We start from the raw sequence: 23,915 nt of genomic DNA, 5'->3' as shown, positions 1-23,915 counted from the left end.
ATGACGGGCTACGACGTGGGGGGTGTGAGATCCGGGGGGGTAGGCAGGGATCTGGGCCCATCGGCCCCCCAGCCGGTATCCCCCGGGAGGGAGGTAAGGGGCCTCAAGGACGGCCAGGAGGTGGAGGGGCTGGTGCTCCGCTCCGAGGACTCCATGGTGCAGGTGCGGGTGGGCACCTCCACCCTCTGGGCCAGGTCGTCGGTGCCCCTCTTCCCGGGACAGCGCTTCCGGGCCATCTGGGACTCCTCCGGGGACGTGCCGGTGCTGCGACTGAGGCAGGAGGACCTGCAGCTCCTCTCCCGGTTCCCCTTGAGGGATCGCCCCCTTGCCCAGGCACTGATCCTGCGGGGCCTCCCCACCGACGGGGACTCCATCCTGGCCTTGAGGCAGGCTTGGATGTCCTTAGGGGGCGGGGAGGCGGACCTGTCCGCCGCGGTGGAGCTCTTCGCCCGGGGGGTGCCCATCAACCGGGAGTCGGTGGACCTGATGGGCTGGTACATGGCCCTCAGCCCCGGCCAGGCACTGGCCCTGTGGAGGAGGATCCGGGATAGGCTAAAATCCTCCAAGGGACGGTCCCTGGAGGAGATCACCCGGGACGACCCGGAGGCGAGCCGGTTCCTAAAGGCCCACCGCTGGGCCATGCGGCCGGTCCGGTGGCCCCTCCAGGGGGAGGGGTTTCTGTGTCCCGCCTTCTGGCCCGTGGGGGATCAGGGGCCCATGGCCCGGGTGGTCTTCTCTGAGGGGCGGGAGGGGGATAGGCGGGCCTTCTCGGTCTTCTTCGACGTGGAGGACCTGCAGGTTGGCAGGACCGATGGGACCGTGACCCTGATAGGCCCCCTGCTGGGGGTGGAGATCCGATGCGATCGGCCGGAGGGGGTGGAGCTGATGAGGAGACACTCCGACAAGCTGATGGATGACCTGTCATCCGGGGGGGTCTCGGTGTCGCACCTGTCCGTCTCCCTGAGGCGGCGTAGGGCGGCGGAGGGGCCTCGCCCCATAGACGTGGAGGCCTGATCATGTCCGGTGGATCCAGCCCCAAGCGCCGGGGCCAGAGGAAGGCGGCGGCCCTACGGTACGACGAGGAGCGGGACCGGGCGCCGGTGGTGATGGCCTCCGGCCGGGGTCACGTGGCGGAGAGGATCCTGGAGGTGGCCCGGGAGGCCAGCGTGCCCATCGTGGAGGACGCGGCCCTGGTGGGGGCCCTGCTGGCCTTGGAGGTGGGGGAGGAGATCCCGCCGGAGCTCTACGGGGCGGTGGCCAAGGTGCTGGCCTTCGTCATGGAGGTGGAGAGGAGGGCCAGGGGTGGAGGCTAGGAACCTGGCCCGGGGTGCCCTGGGGGAGGAGATGGCGGTCCGGCACCTGATCAGGATGGGCTGGAGGATACTGGGCCGGAACGTCCGCTACCCCTTCGGGGAGATAGACATAGTGGCCCACGACGGCACGGAGCTGGTCTTCGTGGAGGTGCGCCTCCGGGGGCCCGGCCCCCAGAGGGCGGCGGAGACCGTGGGCCCCGCCAAGCTGAGGAAGCTCATCCGGGCCTGCAGAGCCTTCGCGGAGTCCCGGGGCTACGACGGCCCCTTCAGGATAGACCTGCTGGCCATCGACCAGGGGCCCTGCGGGTACCGGGTGGAGCTGATAAGGGACGTCACCGGGGGGTGAGGTTTGCCTTTGAGCCGGTCCATGGGGGTTACCTTGCGGGGCATAGAGGCGGTGCCGGTGGAGGTGGAGGTGCAGGTCACCGGGGGCCTCTTCGCCATCAACGTGGTGGGGTTGCCGGACGCATCGGTCCGGGAGGCCCGGGAGAGGGTAAGGGGGGCGTTGAAGAGCCTTGGGGTATCCTTGAGGGGGCGGGTGACGGTGAACCTGGCCCCGGCTGAGGTCCCCAAGGAGGGGGCCCTGCTGGATCTCCCCATGGCGCTGGCCATGATGGACGCCTCGGGGATGTCCCTCCCCCTGGAGGGATCCCTGTTCATCGGGGAGCTCTCCCTGGACGGGCGGCTGCGCCCCGTCAGGGGGGCCATACCGGCGGCGGTGCTGGCCGCAAGGCTGGGGCTACCGCTGATCCTGCCCGCCGAGAGCGCCCGGGAGGCCGCCATGGTGAGGGAGGCCCGGGTGTTCGGCGCCTCCACCCTCTCCCAGGTGGTATCCCATCTCAAGGGGGAGCGGGTCCTGGAGCAGGCGGTGAGCCCCGAAGTGGAGGATCCCGGAGGGGATGTCCCGGTGGACCTGAGGGACGTTCGGGGCCAGGCGGCGGCCAAGCGGGCCCTGGAGGTGGCGGCGGCGGGGCATCACAACCTGCTGATGGTGGGGCCCCCGGGCTCCGGCAAGACCATGCTGGCCCGGGCCCTCAAGGGTCTCCTGCCCCCCCTGGACGATCGGGAGATGATAGAGGTCCTATCGGTGCACAGCGTGGCGGGCCTGCCGGTGCGCAGTTGCAGGGAGAGACCCTTCAGGCCCGTCCACCCCACCGCCAGCACGGTGGCCATCTGCGGCGGAGGCTCGTCCCTTAGGCCCGGGGAGGTTAGCCTAGCCCATCGGGGGGTGCTCTTCCTGGACGAGCTGCCGGAGTTCCAGCGGGACGTGCTGGAGGCCCTCCGGGGCCCACTGGAGGACGGGGTCATCCGGGTGAGCCGGGCGTCCGGCACGGTGGAGTACCCCGCCCGGGTCCTGCTGGTATGTTCCGCCAACCCCTGTCCATGCGGGTACCTGGGGGATCCGGAGGGCCGGTGCCGTTGCAGCCTGGGGGACGTGAGGCGCTACCGGCGCAGGATATCGGGCCCCATCCTGGATAGGATGGACATGCGGCTCGAGGTGCCCCGGGTGCCGGCGGCGGAGCTCATCGACGCCCCCTCAGGCGGGGAGGACTCCCGGATGGTGAGGAGTCGGGTCCTGGCGGCCCGGAGGATCCAGGCGGACCGGTGGGGACCCCTGGGCTACCTGTGCAACTCCGAGGTGCCCGAGGGGATCCTGAGGAGGCACGTGAGGCTCACCGGGGATGCCAAGGAGATCCTGAAGGGGGCCATAGGGGCCTTCCGCCTCAGCGGCAGGGGCCTCAGCCGGGTGATACGCCTCTCCAGGACCGTGGCGGACCTGGAGGGATCCCCGTCGGTGGAGGGGCGCCACGTGGGGGAGGCCCTCTCCTACCGTAGCTTGGAGGAGGTGGGCTGATGGATCTGGCGTCCAAGGAGGCGGTGCTTTGCCTCAACAGGCTCTTCGAGGGCCGCGCCGGTGCCGCGTTGGTCCGGTGGGCCCGGATGGGGCGCCTTCCCCGGGAGGTGATCTCCGGCCCCGCTGCCCTGGAGGAGGCGGGGTTTCCCAGGGGTGGCTGGTCCCGGGTGGAGGAGGCCATGAGGACCGGCTGGGCCCGTCGGGAGCTGGACCGGGCCTCGTCCATGGGGATCGGGGTCCTGGCCCTGGGGGAGGAGGGCTACCCGGAATCCCTCCTGGAGCTGTCAGATCCGCCGGCGGCCCTGTACGTGAGGGGCACCAGGGGTATCCCCCTGAGGCCTCAGGGGGCGGTGAGCGTGGTGGGAACCCGGCGGGCCAGCACCTATGGCCTCAAGGTGGCCATGGCGGTGGGGGAGAGGTGCGCCGGGTCATCCCTATGGACGGTGAGCGGCGGCGCCATGGGGATCGACGGGGCAGCCCACCAGGGGGCCCTCTCCAAGGGGGGACTCACCTGCGCCGTGCTGGGGAACGGGGTGGACGTGGTCTTCCCGGCGGATCACCGGGAGCTGTTTGAGCTGGTGGCCCGGGATGGGTGCCTGGTCAGCGAGTACCCCCTGGGGACCAAGGGCAGCCAGTGGCGCTTCCCCATGAGGAACCGGATCATCGCCGCCCTCTCCGCCAGGCTGGTGGTGGTGGAGGCGCCGGAGAGGAGCGGGGCCTTGATAACCGCGTCCAGGGCGCTGGACCTGGGGCGAGAGGTCTGGGCGGTGCCCGGCAAGATCGGGGAGGCCCAGTGCAGGGGTTCCAACCTGCTCATATACGACGGGGCCATGCCCCTGGTGGACCTGGATCTCCTGTTTCCCCCCGGGGAGGATAGGGGGAGCTCCCGGCAGGTGGATCCCCTGGAGGGGGCCATCCTCCAGGTCATGGCCTCCGAAGGGGATTGGACGGTTGACAAGTTGGCCCTTGAATGTAAAATCGGCGCCGCCGACCTGTTGAGTCGCCTGGCGATCCTGGAGGCGAGGGGGCTGGTGTACCGCTCGTCTCCCGGCAGGTACAGCCTGTCTCCCGGCGCTGGGGCGTGAGACTTCGGCGGTTCGGCGCTTTTGGTCTCTTCATCAGAGGGCCTCTTGAAGCCTTGGCTCTGGGTCCTCCAAATTTCCCGGAGGTGTTCGATGATCTCGAGGATACTTTCACCCATGGAGAGGGCGGCCCTTATGCCCGAAGCGGCGGCCCTGGCGTACTCTATGATATATCACGGCTTCCCCCCGGAGGACCTGGAGCGGGCCCTGCTGGACGCGGTGTTGCTGCACCGCCTGACCGGCGTCCCGCTGGACCAGGAGACCCTCCGGGAGGCCATGGCCCGGTGGACCGATGGGCCGAAGAGGCGGGAGGATCAGCCCCATGAGCTGCCCACCCTGTCCGGCGGCTGGGGGCTCTGTTGACCATGGCGGCCCGATCGAAGTCCGCCCCGGAGGCCAAGGCCCCCAAGACGGCCAAGGGGAGCAAGGCCACCGGCAAGGGTAGCAGGGCCTCCGGGACCCGGTCCCCCAAGGTGGGTCCCGTGGAGACCCTGGTGGTGGTGGAGTCCCCCACCAAGGCCAAGAGCTTGAGCAAGATGCTGGGGCCCGGCTACGCGGTGGAGGCCAGCCTGGGGCACGTGATGGACCTTCCCAAGGTGAGGCTGGGGGTGGACGTGGAGAACGGTTTCGAGCCCGAGTACATCCAGGTCAGGGGCAAGGGGCCGGTGATAAAGCGCCTCAAGGAGCTGGCCAGGGGGGCCAGCCGGGTTCTCCTGGCCTCGGACCCGGACCGGGAGGGGGAGGCCATAGCCTGGCATCTGGCCACCCTCCTGGGGGTACCCCTGGACTCCCCCTGCAGGGTCCGGATCCACGAGATAACCCCCTCGGGGATCTCCGCCGCCCTTCAGGAGGTGGAGGGCATAGACATGAACAAGGTCTACGCCCAGCAGGCCCGGCGGGTCCTGGACAGGCTGGTGGGCTACCGGCTGAGCCCCCTCCTCTGGGCCAAGGTCCAGCGGGGGCTCAGCGCCGGGAGGGTCCAGTCGGTGGCGTTGCGGCTGGTGTGCGAGCGGGAGGACGAGATAGACTCCTTCGTGCCCGAGGAGTACTGGCTGGTGGAGGTCCAAGCGGAGGCGGAGGGGGGCAGGTCCTACCTGCTCAAGCTGGACAAGGAGGCGGGTAAGCCCGTAAGGCTAAAGGACCAGGCGGATGCCCGGCGGGTGGAGGCCCTGGTTAGGTCCAGCCCCCTCCAGGTGTCCTCCTTCCGGAGCCGGGATGGCCTGAGGCGTCCCATGCCCCCCTTCAAGACCAGCACCCTCCAGCAGGAGGCCTCCCGGCGCCTGGGCTACGGCCCCAGGAGGACCATGCGGATCGCCCAGTCCCTCTTCGAGGGGGTGGAGATCCCCGGTCGGGGCCCGGTGGGGCTCATAACCTACATGAGGACCGACAGCCTCCGGATCTCCGACGAGGCCATATCCGCCATGAGGGGCCACATAGCCTCCCGGTTCGGCCCCATGTACCTGCCCGAGAGGCCCAACCACTTTGCCCAGAAGGGCAGGAGCCAGGACGCCCACGAGGCCATCCGCCCCACGGACGTGACCCTGGAGCCCGACGCCATAAGGGAGTACCTGTCCAGCGAGCAGTACCGGCTCTACGACCTGATCTGGCGCCGAGCCCTGGCGAGCCAGATGGCGGACGCCCGGGTGAGGACCAACACCCTGGAGGCCCGATGCGGGGAGCTCACCTTCAAGTGCTCCGGGGTGGAGGTCACCTTCCAGGGCTGGGGGGCCGTGTGGCCCCTTGGGGTCAAGGACACCGAGGTGCCCGCCGCCTCCGAGGGGGAGGATCTGAGGCCCCTCCAGGTGAGGCTGGAGCAGAAGTTCACCCAGCCGCCGGGGAGGTACACCGAGGCGGGGCTCATAAAGGCCCTGGAGGAGAAGGGCATAGGGCGCCCCTCCACCTACGCCACCATAGTGGAGACCCTCTCCGACCGGGGCTACGTGGTTCGGGACGACGACAAGAAGCTCTCCCCCACCAAGCTGGGGCGGGTGGTGAACGCCTTCCTGGTGACCCACTTCCCCGACGTGGTCCAGGTGGACTTCACCGCCAGGATGGAGGACCAGCTGGACCGGGTGGAGTCCGGCGAGATCCAGTGGAGGGAGCCCATAGGGGATTTCTATGGTCCCTTCGAGTCCAGGCTCCAGGAGGTGGCCGCCAGCGCCCAGCGGATGACGGTCCCCCCGGAGCTTGCCGGCGAGGACTGCCCCCAGTGCGGCCGGCCCCTCCTGATCCGCCGGGGCCGGTACGGGGAGTTCATCGGGTGCAGCGGCTACCCGGAGTGCGACTTCACCAAACGGAAGGAGACCTCCACCGGGGTCCCCTGTCCCAAGTGCGGCCAGGGGACCGTGGTGGCCCGGAAGGCTTCCAAGGGAAAGGGTAAGGGCCGGACCTTCTACGGCTGCTCCAGGTACCCGGAGTGCGACTACGTGTCTTGGAGCAAGCCCAAGGGGGACGGGACGGTTTCGGAGGTGCGGGATGAGGTTTGACGTGGAGGTGATAGGCGGCGGGCTAGCCGGGGTGGAGGCCGCCTTCCGGCTCGCCCGGATGGGGTTCTCCGTGGGTCTCTACGAGATGCGCCCCGAGAGGCGCTCCCCCGCCCATAGGACCCACCTGTTGGGGGAGCTGGTGTGCAGCAACTCCCTGGGGGCGGACCAGGAGACCAGCCCCGCGGGGATCCTAAAGGCGGAGCTTAGGCGACTTGGCAGTCCGGTTATGGCGAGCGCGGACCGCAACCGGGTCCCCGCCGGCAGGGCCCTGGCGGTGGACCGGGAGGGCTTCGCCCGGGACCTGACCGATATGGTGAGCTCCCTCCCGAACGTGACGGTGGTCCGTAGGGAGGTGACCTCCATCCCCACCGGGCCCTGCATCCTCGCCACGGGCCCCCTTACCGAGGGGGAGATGGCGGAGGCCCTGAGAGCCGTGGCGGGGGGCGAGGATGGCCGGTTCCTGTACTTCTACGATGCCGCCTCCCCCATCGTCACCATAGACAGCGTTGACATGTCCCGGGCCTACCGGGGGAGCCGTTACGGTCAGGGGGAGGACTACGTCAACTGTCCACTGACCAGGGAGGAGTACCTGGCCTTCTGGGAGGCCCTGGTGTCCGCCAGGCAGGCGCCTCGGCACCAATTCGAGGAGCCCAGGTTCTTCGAGGGGTGTCTGCCGGTGGAGGAGATCGCCCGCCGGGGGGTGGACACCCTGCGCTTCGGCCCCATGAGGCCCGTAGGGCTACCGGGCCCGGACGGCCGGGAGCCCTACGCGGTGGTCCAGCTGAGGCAGGACGACCGGGAGGGGAGGCTCTACAACCTGGTGGGGTTCCAGACCAACCTGCTGTGGGGGGAGCAGGAGCGGGTCTTCCGGATGATCCCCGCCCTTAGGGATGCGGAGTTCGTCCGCAAGGGGGTCATGCATCGGAACCTCTACGTCTGCGCCCCCAAGGTGCTGGACGGGTACCTGAGGCCCCTTGGGGCCCACAGGCGGGATCTGTTCCTGGCGGGGCAGATAACCGGCGTGGAGGGCTACCTGGAGAGCGCCGCCATGGGGCTATGTGCCGCCATGTTCATGGGTTGCGTCCTCAAGGGACTGGAGCTGCCCCATCTGCCCCCCGAGACCGCCCTGGGGTCCCTGCTGAGGCACCTTAGGGAGGCCCGGCCCGAGGGGTTCCAGCCCATGAACGTGAACCTGGGGATCTTCCCTCCCCTGGAGGAGAGGATCCGGGACCGGAGGGAGCGCTGCGCCCGGTACTTCCGGAGGGCCCTGGAGGCCCTGGAGGCGTTCCTCCGGGAGAACCCCCATCTGGACACGGCGGGCTAGAATCATTCCGGGGCTGGAAAAATTCTAAATATTGTGTTAGCCTGAACATGGGGTAAAATAGTCGGCATGGCCGATGGAATTTACCCCATGATCGATTCTTTTCTGGAATATTTAAAGAGTCTCGGCAGATCGGAACACACGGTGATCAACTACGGGGTGGATCTGGGGCAGTTCGCCGAGTACCTGGAACAGGCGGAGGTACACCGGGTCCAGGATATTACCAGGGATCACGTGAGGGGCTTCCTGCGGAGCCTTGTGGGGTATGGCTTTGCCAAGGCGTCGGCGCTGAGGAAGATGTCCTCCATCCGGGGTTTCATGGGTTACCTCAGGGACATTGGGGTGATCGAGAGGGATCCCAGCGAGGGGGTGAAGGGCCCCAGGTCATCGCCGGGGTTGCCCCGGGCCATCTCCTATCCGGACGTGTGCCGTCTCCTGGAGGAGGGCCCGTCGGGCAGGGAGGCCTTTCGGGACCGGCTGGTGATGGAGCTCCTTTACGGCTCGGGGCTTCGGGTTTCGGAGCTGTGCGATCTGGACTGGGATGACGTGGACGTGGAGGAGCGCTGGATCCGGGTCATGGGCAAGGGGAGCAAGGGGCGCATGGTCCCCTTCGGGTCCATAGTGCAGGACATGTTGCGCCGTTGGGGTGAGATGGTGGGTCGCGCGGGTCCCCTGTTCCCCGGCAAGAGGGGGGCGGAGCGGCTGACCCAGAGGACGGTGCACCGGATAGTGTCCGGCTGCGCCAGGCGGGTGGGGCTCTTCGGGGTTAGCCCCCACACGTTGAGGCACAGCTTCGCCACCCACCTTTTGGAGGGGGGCGCATCGCTTCGGGTGGTTCAGGAGCTCATGGGGCACGAGAGCCTGGTGACCACCCAGCGGTATCTGGACGTTACGGCGGAGCGGATGAGGTTCAGCTATCAGGTCCATCATCCGCGGGCTGGAGGGGATAAGAGCCATGGAGATGCTTAAGGGTACCACGGTGGTCTGTGTGAGGCGGGGTGGCCGGGTGGCCATGGCGGGGGACGGCCAGGTCACCCTGGGGGCCCAGGTGGTCAAGACCCGGGCCCGGAAGGTGAGGCGCCTCAAGTGGGACGTGTTGGCGGGCTTCGCGGGGTCCACCGCGGACGCCATGACGCTGTTCGAGCGGTTCGAGCGGGCGTTGGACGCCCACAAGGGGGACGTGCTTAGGGCGTCGGTGGAGCTGGTGAAGGAGTGGCGGACCGACCGGGTCCTTCGGAGGCTGGAGGCCATGATGTTGGTGGCGGACCTGGACAGGACGCTCCTCTTGTCCGGAGCGGGGGACGTGCTGGAGATGGAGGAGATGTGCGCCTCCATAGGCTCCGGTTCCGGCTACGCCCTGGCGGCCGCCCGGGCCCTTCTGGAGGGCACCGACTGGGACGCCCCAGCGGTGGCCCGGAGGTCGTTGGAGATAGCGGCGGAGATATGCATATACACTAACAGCAACGTGACGTTGGAGGAGATAGGCAGATGATGGATCTCACGCCCCGGATGGTGGTGGAGTACCTGGACCGGCACATAGTGGGGCAGTCCAAGGCCAAGCGGGCGGTGGCGGTGGCGTTGAGGAACCGGATAAGGCGTCGTCGCCTTCCGGAGGAGCTGGCCCGGGAGGTCTACCCCAAGAACATCCTGATGGTGGGTCCCACCGGGGTGGGTAAGACCGAGATAGCCCGTCGGCTGGCCAAGCTGGTGGGGGCCCCGTTCGTCAAGGTGGAGGCCACCAAGTTCACCGAGGTGGGCTACGTGGGCAGGGACGTGGAGTCCATGATCCGGGACCTGGTGGAAGTGGCCTTCCAGATGGTGAGGTCCCGCAGGCTGGAGGAGGTGTCCCCCGAGGCCCGGCGTCGGGCGGAGGAGCGGGTCCTGGACGCGCTGTTGCCGTCCCCCAAGCCCAGGACGGAGGGTTTGAACTTCCTGAAGCTCCTTGGGGTCGAGGGGTCCCAGGAGGAGGCCGCGCCGGAAGAGCCCGACGAGAGGAGGTCCGCCACCCGGGAGAAGCTGCGGGAGCTTCTGAGGGCCCGCAAGCTGGACGAAAGGACCGTGGAGGTGGAGGTCTTCGAGTCCCCGTTGCCCAACGTGGCGGTGATGGGCCCCATGGGGGGCGAGGGTTTGGACCTGGGGGACATGCTTGGTGGGTTGTTCCCCAAGCGTCCCCGGCGCAAGTCCATGACGGTGGCCAAGGCCCTGGAGGAGCTGGAGGCCGACGAGGCGGACAAGCTGCTGGACCGGGAGTCCTTGAGCCGGGAGGCGGTGCGCCTGGCGGAGGAGGAGGGTATCGTCTTCATCGACGAGATGGACAAGATAGCCTCCAGCGGGGCCTCCCACGGGCCGGACGTGAGCCGGGAGGGGGTTCAGCGGGACCTTCTGCCCCTGGTGGAGGGGACGGTGGTGAACACCAAGTACGGACCGGTGAGGACCGACCACGTGCTCTTCATCGCCGCCGGTGCGTTTCACAAGGTGAAGCCCTCGGACCTGGCGCCGGAGCTCCAGGGCCGGTTCCCCATAAGGGTGGAGCTGGAGCCCCTGGGGGAGGAGGACCTGTACCGGATACTGGTGGAGCCCCAGGGGAGCCTGACTGTCCAGTACGGGGAGCTGCTCCGGACCGACGGGGTGGAGCTTAAGTTCCTGGACGAGGGGCTCCGGGAGGTGGCCCAGATGGCCCACCGGATGAACCGGGAGATGGAGGACATAGGGGCCCGGCGGCTGCACACCCTGATGGAGATGTTGCTGGAGGATCTCAGTTTCGAAGCCCCCGACGGGGTGAGAGGGGAGGTCACGGTGGACCGGGAGTACGTGGCGTCCCGGGTGGGTGGGCTGCTGGAGGAGAGAGATCCGAGAAGGTATCTTCTATAGTTGAGGTTAAAATAAATCAAGGTGTATGCAATCAGGAGGAATCGAAGATGAACACCCCTAGTGAGTTGGTTGAGTCCCGGCCGAAGATCCTGGATCCCTCGGCCATGCAGGATCTGTTGGAGAAGACCCGGCTGGTGGCCCGGGCGCTGCAGAACCGGAAGGACCGGGGGGCCCCGGACTACTCCAAGCTGTCCAGGTTGCTCTGCGACCTGTCCGCCGCCAACGTGTACATCGTGAGCCGCGATGGCCGCATCCTGGGCTACGCCTGGATAAGCTCCTACGACTGTCCCATCATGGTGGACATCCTGTCCTCCAATACCCTGCCCAGCGGGTACATGGATCGGTTGAACCAGTACCACGAGTCGGTGTTGAACCACACGGACAACGGCATGTGCGCCTACACGGACCAGCCCTGCACCTACTCCAACAAGCACGTGCTGTACGTTCCGATAAATGGCGGGGGCGACCGGCTTGGGACCCTGATCCTGGCCCGGTTCGGCTGTCCCTTCGACACCCGGGACCTGGTGTTGGCGGAGTACCTGGCCACGGTGGTGGGGCTGGAGATCCTTCACGACCGCTCCAGATCCATAGAGGAGAGGGGCCGGGAGAGGCTGGTGGTCCAGATGGCCATGAGGGCCCTGTCCTACTCGGAGGTGGAGTCCGTGAGGCACATAATCCAGGACCTGGGGGGCTCCGAGGGGGTCGTGGTGGCCAGCAAGGTGGCGGACCGGGTGGGGGTCACCCGGAGCGTGATAGTCAACGCCCTGAGGAAGCTGAGCAGCGCGGGGATAATAGAGAGCCGGAGCTTGGGTATGAAGGGGACTTACATCAAGGTCATAAGCTCTCTCTTCCTGGAGGAGCTGGGCATAGAGGAGTAGGGGCCGTTCAGGCCCCCTTTTTGTAACAAAAGAAAACAAAGTTAGGAGGGTGTAACTTTGTTGACGCCCCCCGAACGTTGTCTTTGCGGATATAATATGGGGCGATGGACCCATTGGGAGGTGGTAGGCGGTGCGGGGAGATCTTTCTTGGGGGGTTATCCAGAAGGATCTGGAGGGGCTGTCCCGCCGGATGGGGGCGGTGGCCCAGAACGTGGCCAACGCCAACACGCCCAGGTACGCCCGCCGGGAGGTCAGCTTCGAGGACCAGCTGGCGGCGGTGATAGATCAGCCCAGGAGGTTGCCCCTTGCGGTGAGCGACCAGAGGCACATGACCAACGTCCCTCTGGGGTTAGATAACGTCAAGCCCCGGGAGGACCGGGTGGAGGACGAGATCTACCGGTACGACGGCAATAACGTGGACCCTGAGGTTGAGATGGCCAAGCTGGCGGAGACCAGGATGATGTACCAGGCCATGAGCCGGGTCCTGAGCCGGAAGGTGGCCATGTACAGGACCGCCATAGGAGGTGGACGTTGATGAAGGTCTTCAGGAGCGTTGACGTGGCGGGCAGCGCGCTGACCGCCCACCGGGTATGGATGGACGCCATATCGTCCAACCTGGCTAACGTGAACACCACCAGGACCCCCGAGGGGGGGCCCTACGTGAGGCGGGTCCCCATATTCCAGGAGAGGCTCATGGCGGCCATGAAGGACGGCTCCACCTCGTCGGGGGTCAAGGTGGTGGCCATAGAGAGGGACCCCCTCCCACCCCGGATGGTTTATCAGCCGGACCACCCGGACGCCAACCAGGAGGGGTACGTGGCCTATCCGAACGTAAACGTGGTCCGGGAGATGGCTGACATGATGGTGGCCAGCCGGGCCTACGAGGCCAACCTGACGGTGGTGGAGACCGGCAAGGCCATGTGGAACAGCGCCATCGACATCATGAGGGGCTAAAGTAAATACTGGTTTGTTTTAATGGGTCTAAAGTCCCGTAAGAACGGGAAGATCGGATTAACAAGATTTTATTTTGGTCTCTTTATCTCCCCCCGGGGGATGGGATAAGATTCGTAACCGACGTGACGTGGCCGCCGGTGGCGGCTTTGGGGGGGTATTTCTTGTGGACGTGGTCCGGTTGGATCTTTCTAGGCTTGCGTCGGTGTCCCCGGTGGCTTCCCCTTCGTCGGGGGCCGTTGGGTCGGTGACGCCCTTCGAGGAGGTGTTGCGTTCCAGTCTGAGGAGCGTGAACTCCCTTCAGATGGGGGCGGATCAGATAGTCCAGCGGCTGGCGCTTGGGGAGGTGGAGGACGTGTCCCAGGTGTCCATAGCGGTGGAGAAGGCGGAGCTGGCGCTGAGGACCCTGGTGGAGATCCGCAACAAGCTGGTGGACGCGTACCAGCAGATATCGAGGATGCCGGTGTAGCCCTTTATGGACAGGCTTAAGGAGCAGTTGGAACGGCTCAAGGGCTTCTTCCTTGGGCTGGAGAGGTGGCAGCGGTACTCCCTGGTGGGGGCCGGGGCGTTGGTCCTGGCCTCCCTGGTGCTTTTGGCCTTCGTGGCCGGGCGGACCGCCTACGATCCCCTCTTCTCGGGGCTCACCATGGAGGACCAGGGGGCGGTGGTGGAGTACCTGAAGGAGCAGAAGATCCCCTTCAAGGTTGATCCGGGGGCAAACGCCATACTGGTGCCCCGGCGGAACGTCTACGAGGCCCGGATAGCCCTGGCCCAGATGGGTATCCCAAAGGGGGGCGTGGTGGGTTTCGAGATATTCGACCAGCCCAAGATGGGGATGAACGACTTCCAGCAGAGGGTGGCCTACGCCAGGGCCCTGGAGGGGGAGCTGTCCAGGACCATATCCAAGATAGACGCGGTGGAGGAGGCCCGGGTGAGCATCGTGATCCCCGAGCAGCGGCTCTTCCTGGAGGAGCAGCGGCCGTCCACCGCCTCGGTGTTGGTGAGGCTCAAGCCCGGCCGGGAGATAGGCCAGGAGCAGGTCCGGGGGATAGTGAACCTGGTGGCCCGGAGCGTGGAGGGGCTCAGGCCCGAGGACGTGACGGTGGTGGACACCTCCGGCAAGGTGCTGTCGGACCTTATCCACGACGACAACCTGATCTACATGTCCGGCTCCGACGGGCGAGCGGTGTCTTCGGTCCAGCGGGAGCTGGAGCGCCAGCAGGAGCAGGAGCTGGAGCGGAAGGTGCGGGTGATGCTGGAGAAGGTCTTCGGCCCCGGCAAGGCGGTGGTCCGGGTCCGGGTGGAGCTTGACTTCGACAAGAAGAGCACGTCCCGGAGGGAGTTCATCCCCGGTCCGGACGGCAAGGGGGTCATAAGGAGCCAGCAGAACGTGGAGGAGAGCTACACCGGTCCAGGCACCCCTCCCGGTGGTGCGCCGGGCACCACCACCAACATACCGGGTTACGTTGTGAACCCCAACCAGGGGGGCAACGTGGAGTACAACAAGACCGACACGGTGACCAACTACGACATAACCACCCAGGAGTCCCAGACCCAGTCGACCCCGGGGGCCATAAAGCGTCTATCCGCATCGGTGATCGTGGACGGTCAGCTGGATGAGGCGGCCTCTCAGAACCTGAGGCAGACCGTGGCGGCCGCCATCGGGATCGACGAGGCCCGGGGGGATCGGCTGGTGATCCAGGCCATGAAGTTCGACACCACCCTGGCGGATCAGATGCTGGCCCAGCTGGAGGCGGAGAGGCGTCAGCGGCTCATCGGGGCCGCCCTGGTGGGGCTTCTGGTGCTTTTGGCCGCCGGGGGCTTCGGCTTCCTCTGGTACCGGCGGCGTAAGCTGGCGGCCCTTGCAAGGCTGGTCCCCCAGGAGGGGGAGCAGAAGGCTCCGTCCCTCAAGGAGCTCCTGGAGAACCCGGAGCTCATGACCGCCCAGGGAGAGCTGGCCATACTGGAGGAGCAGCTCAGGCTCTACGCCTCCAACAACCCGGAAGAGGTGGCCAACCTCATAAAGAACTGGTTGGCGGAGGAATCTTAGGGAAGGACGGATTTGAATGGCCAAGGCCAAGGACCTTAGGGGCAGGGAGAAGGCCGCCATATTCCTGGTGGCCATAGGGCCGGAGGTTTCCGCCCAGGTGTACAAGCACCTGGACGACCCCACCATAGAGCTTCTCACCCTGGAGATAGCCAACTTGAGGAAGGTGACCCCGGAGACCAAGCTGGAGGTCCTCAAGGAGGCCCAGGAGATAATCATGGCCCGGGAGTTCATGACCCAGGGCGGGGTGGAGTACGCCCGGAAGCTGCTGGAGCAGGCCCTGGGACCCGAGCGGGCCCAGGACATACTGCGTCGCATCACCGCCAGCCTCCAGGTCAGGCCCTTCGACTTCGTCCGGCACGCGGACCCGTCCCAGCTCATATCCTTCATCCAGGGGGAGCATCCCCAGACCATCGCCCTCATCCTGTCGTACCTGTCCCCCGAGCAGGCGGGGCAGGTGTTGGGGGGCCTTCCCCCGTCGTCCCAGTGGGACGTGGCCAGGAGGATCGCCCGGATGGATCGGATAACCCCCGAGGTCCTTCGGGAGGTGGAGCGGGTGTTGGAGAGGAAGCTGTCCACCGTCATGGGTCAGGACTTCACCATGGCGGGCGGGGTGGACGCGGTGGTGGCCATAATCAACCGGGTGGACCGGGGCACGGAGCGGAACATCATAGAGGCCCTGGAGGAGCAGGATCCGGAACTGGCGGAGGAGATAAAGAAGCGGCTCTTCGTGTTCGAGGACATCCTGGGCATGGACGACCGGTCGCTGCAGCGGGTGCTCCGGGAGGTCGACATGAAGGACCTGGCACTGGCCCTCAAGGGTGCGTCGGAGGAGCTCAAGAACAAGTTCCTCCGGAACATGTCCAAGCGGGCGGCGGACATGCTACGGGAGGACATGGACTTCATGGGCCCCGTGAGGGTCCGGATGGTGGAGGAGGCCCAGCAGAAGATCGTGAACATAGTCAGGTCCCTGGAGGAGGCGGGAGAGATCGTCATAGCCCGGGGCGGAGAGGAGGAGCTGGTTGTCTAGCCCTCGCCGCAGCCTGATAAAGGCGGTCCGGGTCATCCCCGAGGTGGTCCGGATCGGCAGGACCCAGAGGGACAGGGGGCCGTCCCCAGCACAGGAGGATGGGTCGTCCTCCCCGGCGGCACCCGAGGTCTCCCGGGAGGAGGCCCTGAGCGCCAGGGTGTCGGAGCTGGAGTCGGAGCTGGAGCGGGCCCTCTCCAAGGCGTCCGCCCTGGAGGCGGAGCTGGTTTCCCTGAAGCTCCGCCAGGAGGAGGAGATGCGGGCCTTCATGGAGGAGGCGACCCGGAAGGTGGAGGAGCTCAAGCGCCAGGCGATGGAGGAGGGGCGTCGGGAGGGTTTCGAGGCGGGGCACTCCCAGGGGCTCTTGGCCGCCCGGGCGGAGCTGGAGGAGGAGTACCGCTCCCGGTTTAAGGGGGCCCTGGACGTGCTGGAGGGGATACACCGGTCCCTGGAGGAGGAGCGGCAGGCGCTGGCGTCTCTGCTGGTGCCCCAGATGGTGAGGCTGTGGGAGGCCCTGCTGTCCCGGATGCTTTTCGACCGGGTCCGCCTGGAGGAGGGGGCCGCTACGAGGGTCCTCAAGGGGATACTGGCCAAGATAAGCGACCGGGAACGGCTGGTGGTCTACGTTAACCCCCAAGATCACCGGATGGTGGAGGAGGCCGCATCCGGGCTGGGGGACCTGCTTCGGGGGGTCAAACACCTGGAGGTGGTGCCCGATGGGGACGTGGACCGGGGTAGCTGCATAGTTGAGACCAACCTGGGGGTGTATGACGCCCGGTGGAGGACCCAGCTGGAGCAGGTGGACCTCCAGGTGGGGGCCCTCCTGTTCGGGGGTGGGGGCCTTGAGGGGGAGTGAGGTCTTCAAGGCCCTGGAGGGGCGGCTGGAGAGGACCGAGCTGATCCGACTGAACGGCAGGGTGGTCCAGGTGGTGGGGCTCGTGATAGAGTCCCAAGGGCCCGACGTCCAGGTGGGGGACCTGTGCGAGATATCCTTCCGGAACCGCCGGAACCCCTTAAAGGCTGAGGTGGTGGGTTTCAGGTCCGACCGGGTGCTCCTCATGCCCCTGGGGGACCTGAACGACATAGGCCCCGGGTGTGACGTGGCCGCCCTGGGCCCCACCCTGGGGGTCCACGTGGGGGAGGACCTGTTGGGCCGGATCCTGGATGGGCTAGGTAACCCAATTGACGACCTAGGCCCGGTGGGGGCCAGCGAGTTCTACCCCCTCTATGCCCCGCCGCCCCATCCGCTGAAGAGGCAGATGATAGACCGCCCCCTCTCGGTGGGGGTCAGGGTGATAGACGGGTTGTTGACCCTGGGGCAGGGCCAGAGGGTGGGGATCTTCGCCGGCTCCGGGGTGGGCAAGAGCGTGCTCCTGGGCATGATGGCCCGGAACACCGAGGCGGACGTGAACGTGATCGCCCTGGTGGGGGAGAGGGGCCGTGAGGTCCGGGAGTTCGTGGAGCGGGATCTGGGGCCCGAGGGGCTCAAGCGGTCGGTGGTGGTGGTGGCCACATCGGACCAGCCCCCCCTGGTGAGGCTCAAGGCGTCCCTCACCGCCACGGCGGTGGCGGAGTACTTCCGGGATCAGGGGGCCAACGTGTTGCTCATGATGGACTCGGTTACCCGGGTGGCCATGGCCCAGCGGGACGTTGGTCTCGCCATAGGGGAGCCCCCGGCCACCAAGGGGTACACCCCGTCGGTGTTCGCCTTCCTGCCCCGGCTGCTGGAGAGGTCCGGGGCGGGGGACCGGGGGAGCATAACCGCCATCTACACCGTGTTGGTGGAGGGGGACGACATGAACGAGCCGGTGGCGGACACGGTCCGGGGGATCCTGGACGGCCACATAGTGCTCAGCCGGTCCCTGGCGGCCAAGAACCACTACCCGTCGGTGGAGGTGGGCCGGAGCGTCAGCCGGGTTATGCCCCACATAGTATCCCGGGAGCACCTGGAGTCCGCGGGCCGGGTGAGGGAGCTCCTGGCGGTGTACGAGGAGGCCCAGGACCTGGTGAACATCGGGGCCTACAAGGCGGGGAGCAACCCCAGGATAGATTGGGCTTTGGCCAACCTGGAGGACGTCCGAAACTTCCTACGTCAGGGGATGCACGAGAGGAGCTCCTTCGACGAGACCGTATCAAGGCTCCTGGAGCTGGCCCCCCTGGGGGCTTGAGGGGAGGTTGACCCTTGATAAGGCAGAGGATAGCCCGCTTCGAGCGGATATACAGGGCAAGGGAGGCGGAGCTGGACCAGCGGATGACCGAGCTGGCCCGGCGCCGGGCGGAGGAGGAGGCTCACCGGCGTCGCCTGGAGGCCGCCCAGGAGATGAGGCACCGGGCGGAGGCGGACTTCATGTCCCTCTGCGGCACCGTGAGCGCCCGGGACATGTGGATGATGAGGAGCTCCATAGACCTGGCGGCCCAGGAGGTGGAGTCCGCAGGATCGGACCTCTCCAGGTGCATGGAGGAGATAGAGCGGACCATGGAGGCGGTGACCGAGTCCCACCGGGACTTGAAGGTTCTCGAGAGCTTCATGGGCAGGCTTCGGAGCCGCCTTGCGGCGGAGGAGTCCCGGGTGGAGCAGTCCATGTTGGACGAGATGGCGTTGCGTTTGAGGGGCGGGGGTGTGTTGGATGAGGCCTGAGGGCTGCATGGATGGGGTCCTTAGCAGGATAAGGGAGATAGAGTCCCGGTTCGGCATAGAGCGGGTCCAGCGGGGAGAGGTGGTCTCCTTCGACCGGGCGCTGAAGGAGGCGGAGGGGGATCTGGAGGATGAGTCCCTTCCCGGGGGCGATGTGGAGATTCCCGAGTCGGCCCAGGAGCGGCTAAAGGTTTGGGAGCCGGTCCTGCAGGAGCTGTGCGGCCGGTACGGGGTGGATCCGGACCTGGCCAGGGCGGTGATGTACCACGAGTCCGGGGGACGTCCCGATGCGGTGTCCTCTGCGGGGGCCATAGGCCTCATGCAGCTCATGCCCGGCACCGCCAGGGCCCTGGGGGTGGATCCCCGGGACCCGGTGCGGAACCTGGAGGGGGGGGTCAAGTACCTGGCCCAGATGCTGGCCCGCTACGGTGGTGACGTGGAGAAGGCCCTGGCGGCTTACAACGCCGGCGCCGGCCGGGTGGACTCCCACGGTGGAGTCCCCCCGATCCCGGAGACCCAGAGGTACGTGAAGAACGTGATGGCCCTATACCGCAAGTACGACGGAGGTAACCGCTGATGCCCGAGGACGATACCCGGGAGGAACTGCCCGAGGTCCAAGAGGAGAGGCCCAAGAGGGAGGATAAGCCCAAGCCCAAAAAGAAGAAGGGGCCGTCGAAGCTGAGGCGCCTTCTGTTGCTGTCCTTGCTCCTCCTGGGGGTGGCCCTGGGGCTTCACTTCTCCGGGGCGGTGGACATGAGGGGGCCCATGTTCCGCGCGGTGTACTCGATACCCAAGGTGGGGCCCTCCCTGGGGGCCGCTCTCGGGATACCCGCCACCTACGCCATGTCCTCCCAGGAGCGCCGGGCCATGGAGATCCGGCAGATGGAGGAGGCCCTCTCGGCCCTCAAAGCGGAGCTGGACAGGAGGGGGGCGGAGCTGGACGCGGCCTCCGCGGACCTGAGTGCCCGGCAGGGGGAGATAGCGAAGCTGGAGGCCCAGCTTCAGGCGAAGCTAAAGGAGCTGGAGGCCGAAGACGATAAGAAAGAGCAGGCCTCGCTGGCCTCCCTGGAGGACGTGCTGAAGACCTACAAGGACATGTCCCCCAGGAACGCGGCCCAGATCATCGGCAAGATGAACGAGGACCTGGCGGTGGAGATCCTTTCGAGGTTGCCCAAGGATCAAGCGGCCAAGATACTGGGACGCATGGACGCGGACCTGGCGGCCAGGCTGACGGAACGGCTAGCCAACGTGGAGAAGAGGCCTTGACCGTGGGAGGTGGCGTTCGTGCCCGACTCTGTTAACCTGGACCTCTGGTCCTTGCTGGGGCCCTTGGTTCCAAGCATTGGATCCGAGGGGCCCAAGGGTGACGCCGAAGCGTTCCTGAACATGATGGAGGAGATGACATCCGCCACGGGGGATGGCGGCAAACCCCCGAGTGGTGACGCCCATGGGGTGGCGGGGGGAGCCCTTGTCTCGTGGGCCCAAGAGCCCCGGGAAAGGGGTGAGGGCGGTGCCAAGGGGCGGTTCATTCAGCCCATGGTTCCGTTCTCCATGGGTGTTCTAGGGGGGCTTCGTCGCGATGGTGTGGCTCGGTGGTCCTCGTTGGATCCCGATGTAGGGAGGTCCGTCCCGAAGGATGCGGATGTGTCAGCCACAGAGGCGGGTGGGTCCTGTGGGGTGGACGAGAGGCTTGACCGGTTGATCCAGGCCTTGGATGCCCTGGGTAAGGCCAGGGTCACGGGTGAACGGGATGTGCCGGTGATGGATGCGGACGTCTTAAGGCCAGAGGTCCGCGGGCATCAAGAGGGCTCCAGCGACGAAGAGGGGTGTGACACCCGGGCGGGGGCGCCGGAGAGGCCTGTTTCGGAGTCAGGGGCCATGGGTGGGGACAGTTGGCTTTATGCCGGCCCGGCGGAGCTGATGTTCCACGCGTCCAAGCTCGCCGGGGAAGGGGGCTTGCCCGTTGTTTACCTCGATCCCGTGCCTTTGGCATCTTTGGAGGAGGTCCCTAATGGGGGGTGGATGGCCACCGAGTCGCTCCCCGGGGAGGCGCCGGAGGCGTCTTCCCCCGATGCGGGCCCCTCGGCCACGTCTCCCGGGGTCGAGTTCAAGGGTTCCGCATCCGGCCGGGGAGTGGACGGAGCGGAGGATGAGGTCCGTCCCGGTGGGGATGGACAGAAGGGGTTTGCGGGGCCGCTGGAGTTGCGTCGCTCCGGCTCATCCGGGTCGGGGGAGCCCGTGAGGCCCCAGCGGTGGGGCCAGGTGGCCGAATCACCTGGCCCTGTGTCGATCCCCTTCGGTGTGGAGGGTTCCACTGCCACCGGTGTCCCGGGGGCGCCCCAGGTTCCGTCTCGTCCCCAGGTTCCGGTGACCTATCGGCTCGGTTCGGTGGGGGAGATGGCGCTGGGGGAGGCGCTGATCCGGATCATCCCCCTTTCCTCATCGGATCAGGGGGGGCGGGCGGAGATGGTGGTGGAGCCCCCGTCCCTGGGTCGGGTGGAGGTGGAGCTCTCGGTGCAGGACGGGGCGGTGACCGCCAACATCCGGGTGGAGAACCGGGAGCTTCTGGGGATCGTTCAGGCCCAGTCCCAGCGGCTCAGGGAGTCGCTGGAGGCCCAGGGCCTTCAGGTTATGGGGCTCTCGGTGGACCTGAGGAACGACGAGAACCGTCCCCGGGGGGGCGGGGATCAGCGAAGGGGTCGGTCCCGGTTGAACCCGGGATCGGACCAGGAGGCCAGCCTCTTCCGGGTGGACCTGAGGGAGGGGCTCCTCCACTGGCTTGCGTGAGGAGGGATTCGGAATGGCGGAGGTTAACGGGGTGACCCAGGCCGCCTCCGGCGGTCAGGAGGCCACCCGGGCGGTCAAGAAGGAGCTGGGCAAGGACGACTTCCTCAAGATCCTGATAGCCCAGCTGACCCACCAGGATCCGTTGGATCCGCTGAAGGACCGGGATTTCATCGCCCAGATGGCCCAGTTCTCCGCGCTGGAGCAGCAGATGAACATAGCCAAGGGCATAGAGGGTCTATCCAAGCTTTCCATGGCCTCGGCGGTAAACTACGTGGGGCGCACCGTGGGGTACACGGACGACCAGGGGCAGGAGGCGGCGGGGGTGGTGAAGTTCGTGGAGATGAAGGACGGCTCCGTGACGCTCCACCTGGCAGACGGCAACTCGATTCCAATGGAGAAGGTTCAGTACGTGGGTTGAGGACTATGATGGCAGAATCTATGGCCCCCAGGGACGGCGGGCTTTAGGATCTAGGGATTGTGGTTTCGAATTTTGGATTGAAGGAGGAGGCGGGGCATGCTTAGATCCCTATATTCTGGAGTCTCCGGCGTCAAGGGGCATCAGACCTACCTGGACGTGGTGGGAAACAACATAGCCAACGTGAACACCACCGGCTTCAAGAGGTCTAACGTGCTGTTCCAGGACCTGCTCTACCAGAACGTCAGGGGAGCCATGGCCCCCGACGCGGGTCAGGGCAGGGGGGGCATAAACCCCATGCAGGTAGGTCTTGGCAGCATGGTGGGGGCGGTGGAGACCATCCACACCCAAGGTACCATGCAGTACACGGGCAACCGGAACGATTTCGGCATATCCGGAGATGGTTATTTCGTGGTCAAGACCGGTGCCGATACCTTCTACACCCGTGCCGGTTCCGCCACCATGGACTCCGGTGGCAACTTGGTCATGTCCGGAATGGGCTACATATACCAGGGCTACAAGATGTCGAAGGATCCCACGGATCCGACCAAGTACGTAGAGGGTCCTTTGGGGGACATAAACATACCGGTGGGGCAGAAGCTGGAGGCCAACAAGACAACCCTGGGGGGTTACCGGTGCAATCTGGACAGCCGGGTCAAGGCCCACCTGCCCATGGGGATAACCGGCAACGACTCGGAGTTCAAGATCGTGCTGGGGACCAACACCTACACCCTGAACCAGGTGTCCGAGGGGGGGGCGGTGGCCAGCTTTATGACCTTATCGGATGGCACCAACTCGGTTACGTTGGGCTTCCCTGCCGCGGGTCCCATAGTTGATCCTACGTCGCTTCTTCCCAACCTCACGCAGATAACCACCGCCGGGGCCTTCACCGGCGCCTCCTACGACCCCGCCACCGGGAAGCTGACCGTAACCGACGGCACCAACTCAAGCACCGTGGACCTGGCGGCCCTCATGGACTTCCAGGTGCTCAGCGTGAAGGATGCGCTCAACAACACCTACTACTACCTGGCGGAGTTCAACGACGTGGCCACCACGGGGGACAAAGAGCTGGTTCTCTGGGGGCCCGACGCCTCCGCTGGCGGCGCCATGACCCGCTACTCCGTCACGGTCCCAACCAGGAGGGACGGGACCTTCGATCTGAGCGCGGCCACCAACCTGCTCGCCGCCGCCCAGTCCCCCACGGGGAATGCGGTAACCGTTCAGGCCACCACCGACGGGCTGGGGCTGGTGGTCAAGGATGGGGCCACCACGGTGGCCACCCTGAACCAGCGGCTCTCCAGCGTCCACACCAGCAAGATGGACATATACGACAGCCTGGGCAACGCCCACACCCTGGAGGTCTCCTGGGAGAAGATAGATAACAACCAGTGGCGCTGGCGGGCCTTCCTGCCCAGCGAGCCGGGGATCACCATGACGGACAACACGGGGGTAATAAACTTCACCTCCGAGGGAAAGATCGAGGGGGTGGACACCTTCGACGTGACCATCAACTTCGCCGCCCTCGGGGCCGAGGACTCCACCGTGAGGCTGGACTTCAGCGGTAGGTCTTTCGACAAGGACGCAATAGAGGGGGTCACCCAGTACGGGTCCGCCTTCACCACCAAGGCCTACTACCAGGACGGCTACCCCATGGGGGTGCTTCAGGATTACGCGGTGAGCTCCGACGGCACGGTCCAGGGGGTGTACAGCAACGGTCAGAGGCAGCCCCTTTACAAGCTGGCTTTGGCGCTTTTTGCCAACCCTCAGGGGCTTTTCAAGGAGAGCGGCACGGTCTTCTCCCAGTCCGCCAACTCGGGGATAGCCCAGATAGTTAAGCCCATGGAGGGCGGGGCGGGGCGGATAATGGGTAGCAACCTGGAGATGTCCAACGTGGACCTGTCCCAGGAGTTTGTGAACCTGATCGTGGCCCAGAGGGGTTTCCAGGCCAACGCCCGGGTCATCACCACCTCGGACCAGGTTCTTGAGGAGCTTATAAACCTCAAGAGGTAGTTGGCCTCATGATAGAGCTCACTCGGTTCGGCGGCGGCAAGTTCGTGGTGAACTGCGAGCTCATAGAGACCGTTGAGGCCACACCGGACACGGTGGTGACGATGACCAATGGACATCGCTACGTGGTTAAGGAGCCGCCGGAGGATATAATAGAGAAGGTGGTGCGGTTCAAACGGAGGCTGTGGTCTCCCCCGGGGATCGGTGACGGATCCGGGGGGGCGTGAGCCCCCGGGGTTT

General features: G+C 66.4%; 26 protein-coding genes. All 26 read left to right on the top strand.

The features are described from left to right. The 26 genes from TACI_RS06960 (at position 1) to TACI_RS06835 (ending at position 23,902) form a co-directional block, all read left to right on the top strand. On the top strand, positions 1-1,014 hold the full coding sequence (locus tag TACI_RS06960; RefSeq protein ID WP_012870094.1) for a flagellar hook-length control protein FliK: 1,014 nt from the start codon (positions 1-3) through the stop codon (positions 1,012-1,014). A gap of 2 nt (positions 1,015-1,016) precedes the next feature. Beyond that, the gene (locus TACI_RS06955) at positions 1,017-1,313 is read left to right on the top strand and encodes an EscU/YscU/HrcU family type III secretion system export apparatus switch protein (protein WP_012870093.1); all 297 of its coding nucleotides are present in this window, start codon (positions 1,017-1,019) and stop codon (positions 1,311-1,313) included. Continuing rightward, on the top strand, positions 1,303-1,659 hold the full coding sequence (locus TACI_RS06950; protein ID WP_012870092.1) for a YraN family protein: 357 nt from the start codon (positions 1,303-1,305) through the stop codon (positions 1,657-1,659). The genes TACI_RS06955 and TACI_RS06950 overlap by 11 nt, the downstream gene beginning before the upstream one ends. A 9-nt stretch (positions 1,660-1,668) precedes the next feature. After that, positions 1,669-3,168: a YifB family Mg chelatase-like AAA ATPase gene (locus TACI_RS06945; RefSeq protein ID WP_164925199.1), complete on the top strand. Its 1,500-nt coding sequence runs from the start codon at positions 1,669-1,671 to the stop codon at positions 3,166-3,168. Beyond that, a complete protein-coding gene (dprA, locus tag TACI_RS06940) occupies positions 3,168-4,253 on the top strand; it encodes a DNA-processing protein DprA (protein ID WP_012870090.1) in 1,086 nt (361 codons plus the stop codon). The genes TACI_RS06945 and dprA overlap by 1 nt, the downstream gene beginning before the upstream one ends. Positions 4,254-4,343: 90 nt before the next feature. Further along, positions 4,344-4,613: a hypothetical protein gene (locus TACI_RS06935; protein WP_012870089.1), complete on the top strand. Its 270-nt coding sequence runs from the start codon at positions 4,344-4,346 to the stop codon at positions 4,611-4,613. Positions 4,614-4,615: 2 nt separating this feature from the next. Next, positions 4,616-6,736: a type I DNA topoisomerase gene (gene topA, locus TACI_RS06930; protein ID WP_164925198.1), complete on the top strand. Its 2,121-nt coding sequence runs from the start codon at positions 4,616-4,618 to the stop codon at positions 6,734-6,736. Next, on the top strand, positions 6,726-8,060 hold the full coding sequence (gene trmFO / locus TACI_RS06925; protein WP_012870087.1) for a methylenetetrahydrofolate--tRNA-(uracil(54)-C(5))-methyltransferase (FADH(2)-oxidizing) TrmFO: 1,335 nt from the start codon (positions 6,726-6,728) through the stop codon (positions 8,058-8,060). Before topA ends, trmFO begins: the two co-directional genes overlap by 11 nt. 87 nt (positions 8,061-8,147) lie before the next feature. Further along, positions 8,148-9,026, top strand: coding sequence for a tyrosine recombinase XerC (locus TACI_RS06920; RefSeq protein ID WP_012870086.1), 879 nt, complete (start codon positions 8,148-8,150; stop codon positions 9,024-9,026). Continuing rightward, on the top strand, positions 9,019-9,549 hold the full coding sequence (gene hslV, locus TACI_RS06915) for an ATP-dependent protease subunit HslV (RefSeq protein ID WP_164925434.1): 531 nt from the start codon (positions 9,019-9,021) through the stop codon (positions 9,547-9,549). The genes TACI_RS06920 and hslV overlap by 8 nt, the downstream gene beginning before the upstream one ends. Further along, the gene (gene hslU, locus TACI_RS06910) at positions 9,546-10,928 is read left to right on the top strand and encodes an ATP-dependent protease ATPase subunit HslU (RefSeq protein WP_012870084.1); all 1,383 of its coding nucleotides are present in this window, start codon (positions 9,546-9,548) and stop codon (positions 10,926-10,928) included. Before hslV ends, hslU begins: the two co-directional genes overlap by 4 nt. A 47-nt stretch (positions 10,929-10,975) precedes the next feature. After that, positions 10,976-11,806, top strand: coding sequence for a GTP-sensing pleiotropic transcriptional regulator CodY (codY, locus tag TACI_RS06905; protein WP_012870083.1), 831 nt, complete (start codon positions 10,976-10,978; stop codon positions 11,804-11,806). A 130-nt stretch (positions 11,807-11,936) separates the two neighbouring features. Then, on the top strand, positions 11,937-12,341 hold the full coding sequence (gene flgB, locus TACI_RS06900) for a flagellar basal body rod protein FlgB (RefSeq protein ID WP_012870082.1): 405 nt from the start codon (positions 11,937-11,939) through the stop codon (positions 12,339-12,341). Beyond that, positions 12,341-12,760 (top strand): flagellar basal body rod protein FlgC, encoded by a 420-nt coding sequence (gene flgC, locus TACI_RS06895; RefSeq protein ID WP_012870081.1) that lies wholly within the window; start codon positions 12,341-12,343, stop codon positions 12,758-12,760. The genes flgB and flgC overlap by 1 nt, the downstream gene beginning before the upstream one ends. A 163-nt stretch (positions 12,761-12,923) precedes the next feature. After that, positions 12,924-13,226, top strand: coding sequence for a flagellar hook-basal body complex protein FliE (fliE, locus tag TACI_RS06890; RefSeq protein ID WP_012870080.1), 303 nt, complete (start codon positions 12,924-12,926; stop codon positions 13,224-13,226). A gap of 6 nt (positions 13,227-13,232) precedes the next feature. Next, entirely contained in the window at positions 13,233-14,807 is a 1,575-nt protein-coding gene (gene fliF, locus TACI_RS06885) for a flagellar basal-body MS-ring/collar protein FliF (protein ID WP_012870079.1), read from the top strand. Positions 14,808-14,823: 16 nt separating this feature from the next. Next, positions 14,824-15,834, top strand: coding sequence for a flagellar motor switch protein FliG (fliG, locus tag TACI_RS06880; RefSeq protein WP_012870078.1), 1,011 nt, complete (start codon positions 14,824-14,826; stop codon positions 15,832-15,834). Then, a complete protein-coding gene (locus tag TACI_RS09445) occupies positions 15,827-16,687 on the top strand; it encodes a FliH/SctL family protein (protein ID WP_012870077.1) in 861 nt (286 codons plus the stop codon). The genes fliG and TACI_RS09445 overlap by 8 nt, the downstream gene beginning before the upstream one ends. Beyond that, entirely contained in the window at positions 16,674-17,999 is a 1,326-nt protein-coding gene (gene fliI, locus TACI_RS06870) for a flagellar protein export ATPase FliI (protein WP_012870076.1), read from the top strand. The genes TACI_RS09445 and fliI overlap by 14 nt, the downstream gene beginning before the upstream one ends. A gap of 14 nt (positions 18,000-18,013) precedes the next feature. Beyond that, positions 18,014-18,469, top strand: a complete 456-nt coding sequence (locus TACI_RS06865; protein ID WP_012870075.1) for a flagellar export protein FliJ — start codon at positions 18,014-18,016, stop codon at positions 18,467-18,469. Beyond that, complete coding sequence (locus TACI_RS06860) at positions 18,459-19,043, top strand: lytic transglycosylase domain-containing protein (RefSeq protein ID WP_012870074.1); 585 nt, start codon at positions 18,459-18,461, stop codon at positions 19,041-19,043. Before TACI_RS06865 ends, TACI_RS06860 begins: the two co-directional genes overlap by 11 nt. Beyond that, positions 19,043-19,732 (top strand): MotE family protein, encoded by a 690-nt coding sequence (locus TACI_RS06855; RefSeq protein WP_012870073.1) that lies wholly within the window; start codon positions 19,043-19,045, stop codon positions 19,730-19,732. The genes TACI_RS06860 and TACI_RS06855 overlap by 1 nt, the downstream gene beginning before the upstream one ends. A gap of 18 nt (positions 19,733-19,750) precedes the next feature. After that, complete coding sequence (locus TACI_RS06850) at positions 19,751-21,253, top strand: flagellar hook-length control protein FliK (RefSeq protein ID WP_012870072.1); 1,503 nt, start codon at positions 19,751-19,753, stop codon at positions 21,251-21,253. A gap of 13 nt (positions 21,254-21,266) precedes the next feature. Next, the gene (flgD, locus tag TACI_RS06845) at positions 21,267-21,671 is read left to right on the top strand and encodes a flagellar hook assembly protein FlgD (protein WP_012870071.1); all 405 of its coding nucleotides are present in this window, start codon (positions 21,267-21,269) and stop codon (positions 21,669-21,671) included. Positions 21,672-21,767: 96 nt separating this feature from the next. After that, positions 21,768-23,678: a flagellar hook protein FlgE gene (locus tag TACI_RS06840; RefSeq protein WP_012870070.1), complete on the top strand. Its 1,911-nt coding sequence runs from the start codon at positions 21,768-21,770 to the stop codon at positions 23,676-23,678. An 8-nt stretch (positions 23,679-23,686) separates the two neighbouring features. Further along, positions 23,687-23,902: a flagellar FlbD family protein gene (locus tag TACI_RS06835; RefSeq protein WP_012870069.1), complete on the top strand. Its 216-nt coding sequence runs from the start codon at positions 23,687-23,689 to the stop codon at positions 23,900-23,902. Positions 23,903-23,915 lie beyond the last annotated feature (13 nt).

Source organism: Thermanaerovibrio acidaminovorans DSM 6589, assembly GCF_000024905.1.
Taxonomy (GTDB): domain Bacteria; phylum Synergistota; class Synergistia; order Synergistales; family Synergistaceae; genus Thermanaerovibrio; species Thermanaerovibrio acidaminovorans.
Note: the sequence above shows the minus strand (reverse complement) of the source record. Positions and strands in the feature narration are given on the sequence as shown.